This window comes from Nonomuraea sp. KM90, from assembly GCF_052246675.1.
Classification (GTDB): domain Bacteria; phylum Actinomycetota; class Actinomycetes; order Streptosporangiales; family Streptosporangiaceae; genus Nonomuraea.
Map to the genome: position 1 here is coordinate 1 of NZ_JBQQCB010000085.1, position 12,947 is coordinate 12,947.

The following is a 12,947-nucleotide window of genomic DNA, read 5'->3' on the forward strand; positions in this document are numbered from 1 at the left end:
GACCAGGCCCGCCGCAGCCTGGACTGCCGCCTCCCCACCAGCCGGAGACGAGCTCCAGCCGGAGACGCGCTCCAGCCGGGGGTGCGGTCCGGCCGGAGGTCGCGTGGTCCGGCCGGGGGAGCGGCGCCCGGCGAGGCGTGGTCCGGCGGCGGGCCTGGGGGAGGGCGCCGGAGACATGGCCGGGGAGGCGGGTCCGGTGGCGGACCCGGGGGAGGCGGGAGGCGACCCTTCTCCCCGGCCGCCCGGCTGTCAGGTCAGGAGGCCCTCCCCGATCCAGCCGCCGGGTGCGCAACCCGGCGGGATGGCGAAGACGGCCGACCCGATGGTGGTGACCCACTCGTTGAGCAGGTCACCCTCGGCCAGCCGGCGCTGTACGGGGACGAACTGCCGGGCAAGGTCCGCCTGGTACGAGGCGAACAGCAGCCCCGAGTCCGACCCGCCCTTCTCGGTGAGGCCCTCGTCGTAGTTGTAGGGCCGCCGGAGCAGGCGCAGCGCGGGATCGGTCACGTGGGCCCGCCTGATGTGGGCGTACTCGGAGATGACCGGGAACCCGAGGTGGTTCTTCCGGGCGTAGTCGGGTTCGTCGGTCTCCGCCGCGCCCGTCAGCGGGGCGCCGGTGCCGAGGCGGCGGCCGATGGTGAACTCCCTGGCCACCCGGTCGGCCGCGTCCCAGGTCTCGAGCTTCATCCGGATCCGGCGCAGCACCATCGTGGTGCCGCCGCGCAACGGGCCCTGGCCGATCCACACGGCCCGGTCCAGCCGGTCGGTGGGGTTGACCGTGCCTTCGAGCTGGCCCATCAGGTTGCGCCGCGTGCCGCTGCGGAACCCGCGCTGCGTCCACCGTACGCGGGTGAAGGACCGCGCGTCCTTGACGATCATCCGTACGGCGTGCGCGACGGTCACGGCGTCGTCCGCGCACACCTGGACGAGCAGATCGCCCCCGCTCCACCGCTTCTCCAGCCGGTCCGTCCCGAACGCGGGCAGCGCGGCGACCGGCGATCCCACCCCGGCCGCCGTGAACAGCCCCGGCCCGAACCCGAACGTGACCGTCAGCCTGGCCGGGTTCGTGGCCAGCTCGGGCTCGGTGTCGGCCAGCGCCGGTCGCCCCTGGGTGAGGCGGGCCGCGTCATCGGTGAGGAGCCGCAGCAGCCGTACGATCGCCTCCCGGCGGGTGTCCGGCAGCAGGTCGAAGCCCAGGAACACGGCGTGGGCCTGCGGCGTCGTGGCCACGCCCGCCTGGTGCGCACCGTGGAACGGCTCGACGCGCCCGGGCGACGGGACCTGGGCCTGCGGCCGTGCCGGGGCGGGCGGCTCGGCCCGTGCGGAGGACTCGGCCGCGAGGGCGCCGGCCGCGGTGGCGGCGCCCCCGGCGAACAGCCCTCTGCGGCTGATCACTTGTGCCCCGGCTGGTAGTCCTCCTCGCCGCCGGCGAAGTCCTTGCCGACGGCGGTGAACTCCAGTGGCTCGCCGTCCTTGACCTGGAGGGTGAACGGGATCCTGGCTCCCGGCAGCACCTCCTTCGTGACGCCCATCAGCATGATGTGGTCGCCGCCGGGCTGGAGCTCGTGGGTGCCGTGCGCGGGCACCACGAACCCGCCCTCCTTGGGCCGCATGACCATCTTGCCGTCGGACTCGACCACCTCGTGCAGCTCGATGGCCGGGGAGAGGGGTGAGGCGCCGGACACGACGGTGATCGGCGAGTCCCCGTTGTTGACCAGCGTCCCGAAGGCCGCGGTCATCCCCTTCCTGGTGGTCTTCACCCAGGGATCGGTGATGCTCAGCCCGGCGGTGACCGAGGCGGACACCGTGGGAGCGGCGGTCGGGGCGGCGGCGGGGGAGCCGCAGCCGGCCAGCGCCACGACGGCGGCGGCCAGCACGAGGGCATGACGAGAGAACATGGCAATGCCTTTCTCCGCCCGGCATGCCGAAGCAGACCCTGCCGGGCGGCGGGGGTCGTCTGAGAGAGGGACGTCTGCCTGCCCGTGGCCAGAGGGCCGGAAAGGGGAAGGGGTCAGGCGGTGACGGCCCTTGGCGGGCCCCTTCTGCTGACGACGTGCCGCAGCACGGCCGAGCGCAGCACGGGCGGCTCGGTCGTACCCAGGGAGGTGGAGAAAGGTGTGGTGAGGAGCGGCAGGCAGATGACCAGCAGCCGTACGGCCAGGCGGCGCAGCAGCGCCCAGAGCGCGGCCTCGCCGCGCGCCAGCCACAGCGCGGTCAACCCGACCGCCAAGCCGTGGGCGACGAGCATGCCCGCACCGGGCACGAGCCCGGAGTGCAGGTGGGACGCCGGCATCTGCGGCGAGGCGGCGTGTGACAGGGAGAACAGCAGGTGGAGCAGCACCTGCAGCCCGGCGAGCAGCGGCAGGATCACCGTCAGCGACCGCTCGCGCCCGGCCAGCGGGTACGCCGCCGCGAACGCCAGCCCCAACGCCGCCACCATGGCCGGAGCCGGCACGGAGGCCCCGCCGAGCAGGTGCGCCGCCACGCCCAGCCCGAGACACGCCACGGCGAACACCGCGGTGCGGGCCAGACGGAACGGCACTGCCATACGCCCAGCATTCCACGCCACCCACGCGGTCCGGGCGCCGATCCCGCCCCGGGTCCCCGCCCCGGGTCCCCGCACCAGGTCCCCGCCCCAGGTCCCCGCCCCAGCCTCAGACCCGGCCTCAGACCCGGCTTTGATCGTGCTTCACGTGAAACCCCGTGTTCGCCGGGGTTCGGGGAAGCCGGAGAGCCAGCAGGCCGAGTGCCGCCGCGAGGAGCATCGTGAGTGCGGCCAGCGCCGCCGCGTCCCACCCACCGCCCAGCGCCCCGAAGAACACCGCCCCGGTGGCCGTGCCGCCGAGCACTCCCCCGGCCTCCTGCACGGTCCCGAGCACGCCGGCCGCCGCCCCCGCCCGCGAGGGCCGTACCGCTGACAGGACGGAGGAGAGCAGCGGCGACATCATCCGCCCCATCCCGGCCCCCGTCACCAGCAGCGCCAGCCCCACCTGGTACGGCTCCGCCGCCCCCGCCACCACGAGGTACAGCAGCCCCAGCCCCAGCACCAGCACCGGCGCCCCGAAGCGGCCAGGACGCAGGGAGGCCACGAAGAAGCCGGCGTTCAGCGCGGTGCACACGGCGCCGGCGGCGAGCGGGCCGAGCCCGAGCCCGTCCTGCAGATACAGGGCGAGCACGAACGACAACCCCGCCGACGTGCCGAACAGCAGCCCCACCGCCACCAGCCCCCAGACGAACCCCTTCTCCGCGAACACGGCCAGATCGAGCAGCGGCACCCGGCCGGAGGCGGTCAGGTGCCGCTGGCGGCGGACGAAGGCGGCCAGCAACGGCGGCGCGGTGGCCAGGCACAGCCAGGTCCACAGCGGCCAGCCCTGCTCCCGCCCCTCGGCCAGCGGCAGCACCACCGCCACCAGCCCGGCCGCGACCAGCGCCGCCCCGGCCACGTCGAGGTCGCCGCGCGAGCCGCCGGTACGGGGGAGCAGCCGCCGGGACGCCGCCAGCGCCACCACACCGATCGGTACGTTGACCAGGAAGCAGGCCCGCCAGCCCAGCCCCAGGGGATCGGCCGCCACCAGCAGCCCGCCGACCACCTGGCCGCTCACCCCGGCCAGCCCGACGGCGGTGCCGTACCAGCCGAACGCCCTGGCCCGGTCCGCGCCCTGGTACAGCACGCCGAGCAGGGCAAGGACCTGCGGGGCGAGCAGCGCCGCCGCGACGCCCTGCGCGACCCTGGCCGCCACCAGCACCGTCGCGTCACCGGCCAGCCCGCACCCGGCCGAGGCCAGAGTGAACAGCGCCAGCCCGGCGGCGAACACGCGCCGGTGCCCGAACAGGTCGCCGAGCCGCCCGGAGAGGATCAGCCCGGCCGCGTACGCCAGCCCGTACCCGGCGATCACGAGCTGGACGGCGGCGTCGCCCGCGCGCAGGTCGGCGCGGATGGAGGGCACGGCCAGATTTGCGACGAAGAAGTCGAGCGTGGTCACGAACACCGCGACCAGCAGTACGGGCAGGGCCGCCCAGCGGCGGGCAGTCACGAGGACTCCAGGGAGGCAGGGGAAAGGGGAGACAGCGGAGGAAGGCGGTGGGAGAACACCGGCAGGCGGTGGACGGTTGAGCTCACCCTGGAGCCGGAGCGTTACGATTCCCTGCGGATCCGCTACGGATCGCCGCATAATCAACGCGATGCCGAAATTTCAGGACCTGTCGGAATATGCGGCGGCACTCGCCCCGATCACCGGCGCAGTCCACGTCAACGTGCACGCCTCGGCCGCCAGAGCCGTCGCCGAGCTCGCCGAGACGTCGGGCGTGACCCCGGGACTCCTGTCCGACCTGCGGTTCACGCTCCCCCTGCGCCCCCTGACCCGGCCGGGACTGGCCACGATCGACCGGTACGCCGACGCGGCCGCCCGCGAGCGCGGCCTCCAGGAGCACCTGCGCGAGGGCACCCTGGCCGAGGACGGCGACGGGGTGCTGCGGCTGACGGGCAAGGGGCTGGAGTTCGTCCACCGGCTGTACGAGATCCACGCCGCCACGGCCGAGCGCGTCTGGGCGGGCAACGACCTGCCAGGGCTGGCCGGGCTGATGGGCAGGGTGCTCGACGGGGCCGAGCGGGTGCCGGGTGGGGCGCTGGCGCTGGTGGCGCCGCCGTACGAGCCGGACGGGGCGGCGCCCGGGTTGCTGCTGTTCAACCGGCTCGCCGCCGTCCGCTACCACCGCGCCGACGCCCACGCCGCGGCCTGGCAGGCGGCGGGGTTGTCCGCGGCCGAGATCGTCGGCCTGGCGGACGGGCCCCTGCGCGCCGGGATCGAGGCGGAGACGAACCGGCGGGCCGCGGCGCCGTACCGGATCCTGTCCGCCGGGGAGCGCGAGACCCTGCACGACGGGCTGCTCAAACTCGTCTAGAACAGCCCGTCGCCGGGCTCGGTCAGAGCACCGCGAGCAGGCGGCCCACCTGCGTGCGGTCGTTCACGCCGAGCTTGTCGTAGGCGGCCTGCAGATGGTTGGCCGCCGTCCGCGTGGACAGCGTCAGCCGGTCGGCGATCTGCCGGTTCGTCAACCCGGCCGCCGCGAGCTGGACGATCTCCCGCTGCCGCGGCGTCAGGTCCGGCGCGGCCAGCTCGACCAGCGCCGGGGTCGAGACCCCCGAGCAACCCCGGGCCAGCGCCCATGCCCGCGTCTGCGTGCCCCTGGCCAGGGTGCCCCGGCCGGCCTCCCGATGCGCGGCGGCCTCGTGCGCCGTGGCCTCGGCCGCGTACAGCGGCAGGCCGAGCCGCTCGAACTCGCCCGCCACCGCCCGCAGCGCGGACGCGTCCCCGAGCGCGTGCCCGTGCCGGGCGAGCACCTCGACCAGCGGCCCCTCCATCTGCCCGGCCAGCGCCCCGAGCCGCTCCACCGCCGGCTCCGGAGCGCCCAGCCGCACCAGGTCGTGCAGCGCGAACATCAGGTTGCCGCGCAGCTCGTGCCGCTCCGCGTGCTCGGCCGCCACCAGGCACAGCCGCACCGCCTCGGCCAGGTCGCCGGCCGCCGCCGCCACCCAGACCGCCGCGTGCAGCACGTGCTGCCGGGTGAACGCCCACCTGGCGGTCAGCTCCTCGGCCTCGGCCAGCGACTCCCTGGCCTCGTCGAGCCGCCCCAGCAGCGCGAGCGCGTGGGCCTGCTCGGCCACGCACCGCCCCAGGTACGGCTCCCGCTCGGGCAGCCGGGCCATGTCCTGCCGGCACCAGCGCACCGCCTCCTCCGCGTCGCCGCGCAACCTGGCCACCATCGCCCGGTAGGCCGCGAACCCGGTCACCGACAGCTCGGCGGCGGGCAGCTCCATGCCGCGCTCCGCGGTGCGCGCCGCCGCCTCCAGCCGCCCGGAGAACGTCTGCGCGGCGCACAGCGCGTCCAGGAACGTCGGCAGCGCGTGCGGGGCATCGTCCTGCCAGTCCTCGACGGTCGCCATGGTGCGATCGGCCACGGCCAGGCTGCGTTCGGTCCGGCCCGCGTACGCGTCCACCCACGCCTCCAGGGAGGCCGCGTGCGCCACGCCCCGCGGCGTCCCCGGCTCGCACGCGCGGGCCCTGGCCAGCGCCTGGGCCGCCCCGGTCAGCCGGCCGGCGAAGCAGTCGGTGACGGCGCGGTAGACGTACGCCTCCTGCCGCCAGCCGGGATCGGTCAGCGTCTCTGCGGCCACGTCGAGCACCCGGCACGCCTCGGCGTCCGCGCCCGCCCACGCCAGGTTCACGCCCAGGCTGTAGGCGTGCTGGGCACGCTCGCTCTCGGTCACCGCGTCCCTGGCCGCCAGCCGCAGCGCGGTCACCGCCACGTCCGCGTCGCCCAGCACCATGAGCACCTCGCCGAGCAGCGCGACCGCCGCCACGCCCGCCCCGGCGTCGATGGCGGCCCTGGCCAGCCGCTCGGCCAGCCGGGGGTCCTGCCGGCCCCAGGCCAGCTTCGCGGCCGAGGCCAGCATCGCGGGGTCGGTGACCGAGCCGCTGTCCAGCCGCCACACGGCGGCCCGCAGCTCGTCCTCGCGCCGCCGCAGCCCGGTGGCCTCCAGCGCCCCGGCCAGCATCCGCAGCCGCCGCCGCGCCCGCAGGGTGCCGCAGTCGCCGCGGACCACCTCGCCGTAGAGCGGGTGGCCGAGCCGCAGGTGCTCCCGCCTGCCCTCGCCCATGGCCACGACCAGGCCGCGCGCCTCGACCCGCTCGACGGCCGCCGCCGAGGTCAGCCCCTCCAGCAGCTCGGTGCCCAGCGGCTCCCCGAACGCCACCAGCTCCAGCACCTCGCGCTCCGCCGGGTCGAGATGCCCGATCCGGTCGCCCACCAGCTCGCGCAGCCGGGTCGTCATGGACACCTCCCCCCGCCAGCGCCACACGCCGTCCCGCTCGGCCAGGCAGCCGGAGGCGCGCCCCGCGTGCACGACCTCGCGCAGGTACAGCACGTTCCCCTCGCTGACCCCCGCCAGATGCCGGACGGTCTCCGCCGCCACCTCGCCGCCGAGCGCCCCCGCGAGCACCTCCCCGACCTCCTCCACGGTCAGCGGCGGGAGCTCGATCCGCTCCAGCAGCTCGTCCTTCCACAGCGCGGTCACCGGGTCCGGCTGCGGCTCCCCCGACCTGACCGTCACCAGCAGCCGCGCCTGCCCGTTCCCGGCCAGGTAGTGCACCAGCGCCGCCGAGGCCGGGTCCAGCCGGTGCGCGTCGTCCACGCTCACCAGCAGCCGGTCGCGTCCCGCCCGGTCGCGCAGGTGACGCGCGGCCCAGCGCAGGAGGTTCTCGCCGCTGCGCGGCGGCCCCGTCAGGACGTGCGCGAACGCCCCGAACGGGATCATCGACGCGGTCTCCGTGCCCAGCGCGCGCACGACCGAGTACCCCGGTAACCCGGCCAGCGACTGCGCCGCCAGCCTGCTCTTGCCCACTCCCGCCGCTCCGGCGATCATCATGCCCGCCCCCGACCGCAATGCCTCCCGCACGGTCGTGAGTGGCCCCCCTCGCCCGACGAACGGCCAACAGCTCCCCTGCTCGCTCATCGTGCCTCCTCTCGCCACCCATCGTGGCGAGCGAGGTTCGCGGGAGGTTCAGGCCGGATCCCGGTCCAACCCGGCGGCGGACATCAGCAGGTCGATGACGGCTTCCGGGCCGCTGAACGGCACCGGCTCGCCTCCGACCTCTTCGAGCAGCCCGCGGAGCTGGCCGCCGGATTGCTCGGGCTCGACCAGCCGGACGATGACCGTTCTCATCTGAGCACGATCTCCCCGGGCGGTTCAGGTCTGGTTCAGGTCAGCCCGGATAGGGGGCGGGCTCGACCTCCAGCTCGCGCATGAGCTCCGCGTACAGCTGGTAGCGCCGGCGCGCGTCGCCCCGCCGGCCCGCCAGGTCGAGGACGCGTACCAGGCCGAGGTGGGCGCGCTCGTCGTAGCGGTCGCGCTCCAGCAGCCGCAGCCAGTAGCGGGCGGCCTCGTCGTAGCGGTGCTCGTCGGTCCTGGCGGTGGCGAGCCTCGCGGCCGCCTGCACATACGCCAGGCGAGCCTGCTCGCGCAGCCCGACCGCCCAGTCCGCGTACGGGTCCTCCTCGCAGAACTCCCCGCCGTACGCGCTCTCGGCCGCGGCCCACCGCTCCAGCGCCTCGGCCGCCCTGCCCGCCTGATCGAGCCGGACGCCCTGAGCCACCAGATCCAGAAATTTCTCGACATCGACCTCGACGTTGGACAGGTCCAGCCGCAACGTCCCCTCGTCCGACACCACGATCTCGTCGGCCGGCCACTCGTGCTCCGGGTCGAGCACGGCCCGCAGCGTGGACACCATGACGTTCAGCCGCCGCAGCCCGACCGCCTCGCCCTCCTGCTCCGGCCAGAGGATCTCGACCAGCCGCTCCCTGCCGATCCCGCTCCCCCTGCGGCTGACGAGGATCTTCAGCAGGTCACGGGCCTTGCGCGACTGCCAGGCCGTACGCGGCACCGGCACGGACCCCCGCGAAACCCGGAACGTTCCCATGGTCTCGACGGCCACCCGAGCCCCGCGCGGGGGAGCGGCCCGGGCGACCAGCGCGTCGATCCGGCCGTCGAGAGCCCGGCAGCCGATCGCGTGCATGCGCTCGCGCACCGCCGCGGCCACCTCCCCGCCGGTCGCCGGATCGGCCAGGGCGGCCCTGACCAGCTCGGCCCTGGCCAGCCCGATCGGGTCGCCGAGCCGGGCCCACCGGCGCACCGCCTCGTCGGCCGCCGCGGGGTCTCCGTCGAGCTCGGCCCGCAGCTCCGCGATGACGGCCTGGGCGGCGTGGTCCCGGCGGCTCACCGCGACCGGTTCGGCCTCGTCGAGCAGCGCCCTGGCGTCCTCCCGCCGGCCCGCGGCCAGCGCCACCTGGGCCGCCACGACCCTGGCGGACACCCCGGCGATGCCCTCCACGTGCTCCAGCGCCCGCCGGGCCACCCGGGCGGCCTCCTCGGGATCGTCGTCGGCGAGCAGCTCCGCGAGCCCGTTGAGCGCCAGCGACAGCGCCTGGACCTCCCCCGACGGCTCCGACTCGGCGATGACCCGCCGGTAGAGGGCGGCCGCCGTCCCGCGGTCGCCGCGCAGGGCGTGCACGGTGGCCAGCCGGTTCAGGCCGGCGCCGGTCAGCCTGGAGCCCATCGTCTCCCACCTGGCCGCCGCGTCGGCGGCCTCGGCCGCGGCCTCCTCCAGGCGGCCCAGGCCGATCAGGGCCTTGGCGCGGTTGGCCACGTTCAGGGCGGCGAAGGGGGCGAACGGCACCAGGTCCGACAGCCGGCCGGCGATCTCCGTCTCGGCCAGGGCTTCGGCGTACGCGGCCTCGTCCAGGTGGCGGGAGGCCCGGTTGGCGTGGATGCGGATGAGCTGCACCATGTCGCCGGCCCGCTCGGCGTAGGCCAGGGCCCGCAGGTAGTAGGCGTCGTTCGCGCGACGGTCGCCGTCGAGGGCGGCGAGCATGGCCAGGACCGTGTTGGCCATGGCCAGCGCGCCCGGATCGCCCAGGCTGCTGGCCTGCTCCATGGCCTTGTCCGCCAGCTCGGCGCAGCCGGAACGGTCGCCCTTCAGCCAGTGGACCGACGCCATGGACGCGGCGCACATGGCGGCGTCGGCGGGCGGCAGGCCGTGCGCGTAGCCCCGCTCGTACATGGCCAGGGCGGTGTCGAGCTCGCCGCGCATGTGGTCGATGAAGGCCAGCCGCCGGGCCACGTACGCGTCGAAGGCGGGGCCCTCGGCGGCCTGGGCGAGCAGCTCGCGGGCCCTCGTCCAGTGGCCGCGGTTCTGCTCGGCGATGCCGGCCAGCCTGAGCATCGGGGGAGAGCGCCGGGCGGGCTCGGGTAACAGCTCCAGCGCGGCCAGCACGTCCCCGCGCTCGGCCAGGGCCGGGCCGTGGGCGTCGAGCAGGGAGGCGGCCAGGGTGGTGTGGGCGGTCGCGACGGCGGCGCGCAGGGCCAGCTCGGGCCGGTCGTGCTCGGCGTACCAGCGGGCGGCGACCGCCGCCACGTCGTGGGCCTCGTGCCGGTCGAGGGGAGCGTGCCTGGCCAGCACGTGCCCGCCGGTGGAGGTCAGGCGGTGGCCGTCCTGGCCGGGCTCCAGGAAGATGCCCCGGCCGGCCAGCGAGTCGAGCGTGTCGGGCGGCGCGCCCAGCGTGGCGGCCAGGCCCGGGGTGAGCACCGGCAGCACGGTGGCTGCCCGCAGCAGCTCCCGCATGGGGGCGGGCAGGTCCTTGTACGCGGCCAGCGTCAGGCGTTCCAGCGTGGCGGAGCCCGCCGTCAGGCCCGCCACGATGCCGGGCCAGGTGGCGGGGTCCTCCCGGACCAGGGCGTCGAGCGCGGCCTGCACGGCGGCCGGCCAGCCGCCGCAGGTGCGGTGCAGCTCGGCGGCGATGGCCGCGCCCGCCTCGCCCAGCAGGTTCCGCGCCCACGCGGCCGTCTCGTCGGGGGCGAGCGCGAGGTCGATGGCGTCGAGGTCGAGCACCTCGTGGTCCTGCCGCAGCCGCGCGGTCGGGAACGGCAGCGGCGCGCGTGACGCGGTGACCAGGTGCAGGTGCCTGGGCGCGGCCCGGACCAGCGTCTCCACGTAGCGCACCGGGCCCGGCGCGCCCACGATCGCCTCGACGCCGTCGAAGACCAGGACGAGCCCGCGCCGCAGTCGCCCGGCCAGCGCCTGGGCCAGCGCGCCGGCCAGCGCCGCGGCCCTGGACAGCTCGTCGGCGTCGGGGCCGAGCGGGGCCGCGGCCGCGGTCACCAGATCGGTGGGCAGCTCGGGCACCTTGCCGGACAACGCGGAGGCCACCGCGCCGGCCAGCGTGGGCAGGTCGCGGTCGGCGGGCCCGAGCCGGTGCAGCACGCCGCCCACGGCCCGGCTCCAGCCGGTCAGCGCGGTCGTCTTCCCATAGCCCGTGGTGGCCACGAGCGAGGTGAGCCTGTGCGCGAGAGCCCCGTCGAGCCGCCGGTCGAGGGCGGGACGGGGATGCACCCACCCTCGTTCCACCCCCGCATGCTACGCGGGGTCCGTCAGGGACTCCAGAGTTCGCAAATTGCCACCTCCCGGTAACCGGTGGGTAGGCGCACTATGGTCGTACTTCGACAGGAGGCACCGTGGAACAGGATCTGCCCGGCGGTGCGCGGCTCATCGTGGGGGTCGACGAGTCCCCGGCCGCGCGCTGGGCTCTGGCCTGGGCCATCGGCGCGGCCAGGCTGCACCGGATGGCTCTCGTGGCCGTGCACGTCAGCCGTGCCCCCGTCCATCCCTTCCCCGAGGCGCTGCCCGTGCAGCACGCGGTCAGGCTGGGCGAGGAGGCGCGTTGCAACGAGGTGATCACGGGCGTGTTCGAGGACGTGGCGGGCGGGGTGCCCGAGGATCTCACCGTGGCCGTCGTCGGCCGGGTCGGCGATCCTGGATACCACCTCGTTGACCTCGCCCGCGAAGGCGACCTGCTGGTGCTCGGCCGGGGGCGGCGCGGCCTGCTGAGCCGCATCTTCCTGCCCTCGACCAGCATGTACTGCGCACGCCACGCGCGCACGACGGTCGTGATCGTGCAGCAGCCCTCGCCGCCCGACGACCCGGAGATGTCAGGGGAGCGCAACCGCCGCTTCTGGACCCGCCGACATCCGTGACCTGAGCAGGCGCAGTCCCTCGGGGATGGCGTCCCGGCCGATCGCGCCGTAGCCCAGGACCAGGCCCGGCTGGGCCGGGGTCTGGCCGCAGTACGCCTCCAGCGGCTCCACCGCCAGGCCGGGCGCGGGACGTACGGTCACGCCCGGCGCGAACCGGGCACACAGGTGCAGGCCCGCCGTGGACGGGACAAGGCGTAGGCGCTCGTCCCCGGTCAGGGCCTCGGCGATCAGGGCGTGCCGGGCGGCGTACTCGCGGGTGGCCTTCCTGATGTGCCTGGCCAGCAGGCCCTCGTCGATGAAGCGGGCCAGGGCCGCCTGCGTGGGCAGCTCGCCGTGCCAGTCGGAGAGCTGCCTGGCCGCGCGCAGCGCCGGGCCGAGCGAGGCGGGAGCGACCAGGAAGCCGAGCCTGAGCATGGGGAGCAGGGTCTTGGAGAACGAACCCACGTAGACGACGCGGCCCGCGCGGTCGAGGCTCTGGAGGGGTTCGAGCGGGCGCTCGCCGAAGCGGAACTCGCTGTCGTAGTCGTCCTCGATCACCACCGCCCGGCGGGCTTCGGCCCAGGCGAGCAGGGCGGCGCGGCGGGCCAGCGACATGGGCGTGCCCAGGGGGAACTGGTGTGACGGGGTGACGTACACCAGGCGGGCCGAGCGCGGGAGGGCCCCGACGTCGAGGCCCTCGCCGTCCACCGGCACGCCGACGACCCGGGCGCCCAGCGAGCGGAACAGCAGTCGCGCCGGCGGGTAACCCGGCTCCTCGACGGCCACCACGGCGCCCGGCTCGATCAGGACGCGGCCGACGAGGTCCAGCGCCTGCTGCGCGCCGTTGGTGATCAGCACGTCGCCGGGGCCCGCGTGGACCGAGCGGCTGAGGCCGATGTGCCGGGAGATGGCCTCGCGCAGCGGCTCGTGCCCGGCCGGGTCGCCGTAGCCGGCGGCGCTCACCCGCAGCTCGCGGGCCACCAGGCGGCGCCACGTCTCCATGGGGAACAGGCGGGCGTCAGGGACGCCGACGCGGAAGTCGTACCGGGCGGGGGTCATGCCCTTCGGGAGTTCCAGGTCCTGCCAGACGGCACGCGGGCGTACGACGCCCTTCGGCGCGGCCCGGCCTCTGACCGGCTCCGCCGACACGAACGTGCCCGCGCCCGCCCGCCCCACCAGGAACCCGTCCGCGACCAGGCGGTCGTAGGCGAGGGCGACCGTGTTCCTGGAGATCTCCAGGCGGCCGGCCAGCTCCCTGGTCGGGGGGAGCCGCTCGCCCGATCTGAGCCGGCCGTCGAGTATGGCGTCGAGGAGCTGCCGGTAGACCTGTGCGGCCAGGTCACCACGGCCTTCGAGGCTGATGTGAACGTCCAACTTGGCC

At 75.6% G+C, this 12,947-nt stretch carries 10 protein-coding genes; 2 read left to right on the forward strand and 8 right to left on the reverse strand.

Annotation, left to right across the window (positions count from 1 at the left end; translation table 11 throughout):
* Nucleotides 1-249: 249 nt before the first annotated feature.
* From ACTWPW_RS45425 to ACTWPW_RS45440, 4 genes are all read right to left on the reverse strand, one after another.
* A complete protein-coding gene (locus ACTWPW_RS45425; protein ID WP_443172389.1) occupies nucleotides 250-1,395 on the reverse strand; it encodes a Dyp-type peroxidase in 1,146 nt (381 codons plus the stop codon).
* Nucleotides 1,392-1,898 (reverse strand): copper chaperone PCu(A)C, encoded by a 507-nt coding sequence (locus ACTWPW_RS45430; protein ID WP_443172390.1) that lies wholly within the window; start codon nucleotides 1,896-1,898, stop codon nucleotides 1,392-1,394. Before ACTWPW_RS45430 ends, ACTWPW_RS45425 begins: the two co-directional genes overlap by 4 nt.
* Nucleotides 1,899-2,011: 113 nt before the next feature.
* Nucleotides 2,012-2,548, reverse strand: a complete 537-nt coding sequence (locus tag ACTWPW_RS45435) for an MFS transporter (RefSeq protein WP_375110410.1) — start codon at nucleotides 2,546-2,548, stop codon at nucleotides 2,012-2,014.
* A gap of 118 nt (nucleotides 2,549-2,666) precedes the next feature.
* Nucleotides 2,667-4,034, reverse strand: coding sequence for an MFS transporter (locus ACTWPW_RS45440; RefSeq protein WP_443172391.1), 1,368 nt, complete (start codon nucleotides 4,032-4,034; stop codon nucleotides 2,667-2,669).
* Between the two features lie 148 nt (nucleotides 4,035-4,182).
* On the opposite strand from ACTWPW_RS45440, the gene ACTWPW_RS45445 reads away from it, so the two are divergent.
* Nucleotides 4,183-4,902, forward strand: coding sequence for a hypothetical protein (locus ACTWPW_RS45445; protein ID WP_375110408.1), 720 nt, complete (start codon nucleotides 4,183-4,185; stop codon nucleotides 4,900-4,902).
* A gap of 22 nt (nucleotides 4,903-4,924) precedes the next feature.
* Here the strand turns inward: ACTWPW_RS45445 and ACTWPW_RS45450 are convergent, their stop codons facing one another.
* The 3 genes from ACTWPW_RS45450 to ACTWPW_RS45460 form a co-directional block, all read right to left on the reverse strand.
* Nucleotides 4,925-7,456, reverse strand: a complete 2,532-nt coding sequence (locus tag ACTWPW_RS45450; protein WP_443172392.1) for a LuxR C-terminal-related transcriptional regulator — start codon at nucleotides 7,454-7,456, stop codon at nucleotides 4,925-4,927.
* Between the two features lie 105 nt (nucleotides 7,457-7,561).
* Nucleotides 7,562-7,723, reverse strand: a complete 162-nt coding sequence (locus tag ACTWPW_RS45455; protein ID WP_375110406.1) for a hypothetical protein — start codon at nucleotides 7,721-7,723, stop codon at nucleotides 7,562-7,564.
* 40 nt (nucleotides 7,724-7,763) lie between these two features.
* Nucleotides 7,764-10,961 (reverse strand): BTAD domain-containing putative transcriptional regulator, encoded by a 3,198-nt coding sequence (locus ACTWPW_RS45460; protein WP_443172393.1) that lies wholly within the window; start codon nucleotides 10,959-10,961, stop codon nucleotides 7,764-7,766.
* Nucleotides 10,962-11,068: 107 nt separating this feature from the next.
* On the opposite strand from ACTWPW_RS45460, the gene ACTWPW_RS45465 reads away from it, so the two are divergent.
* Entirely contained in the window at nucleotides 11,069-11,587 is a 519-nt protein-coding gene (locus ACTWPW_RS45465) for a universal stress protein (protein WP_364111512.1), read from the forward strand.
* Here ACTWPW_RS45465 and pdxR read toward each other — a convergent pair.
* A complete protein-coding gene (pdxR, locus tag ACTWPW_RS45470; protein ID WP_375110404.1) occupies nucleotides 11,543-12,940 on the reverse strand; it encodes a MocR-like pyridoxine biosynthesis transcription factor PdxR in 1,398 nt (465 codons plus the stop codon). The two genes, ACTWPW_RS45465 and pdxR, sit on opposite strands and share 45 nt — an antisense overlap.
* Nucleotides 12,941-12,947 lie beyond the last annotated feature (7 nt).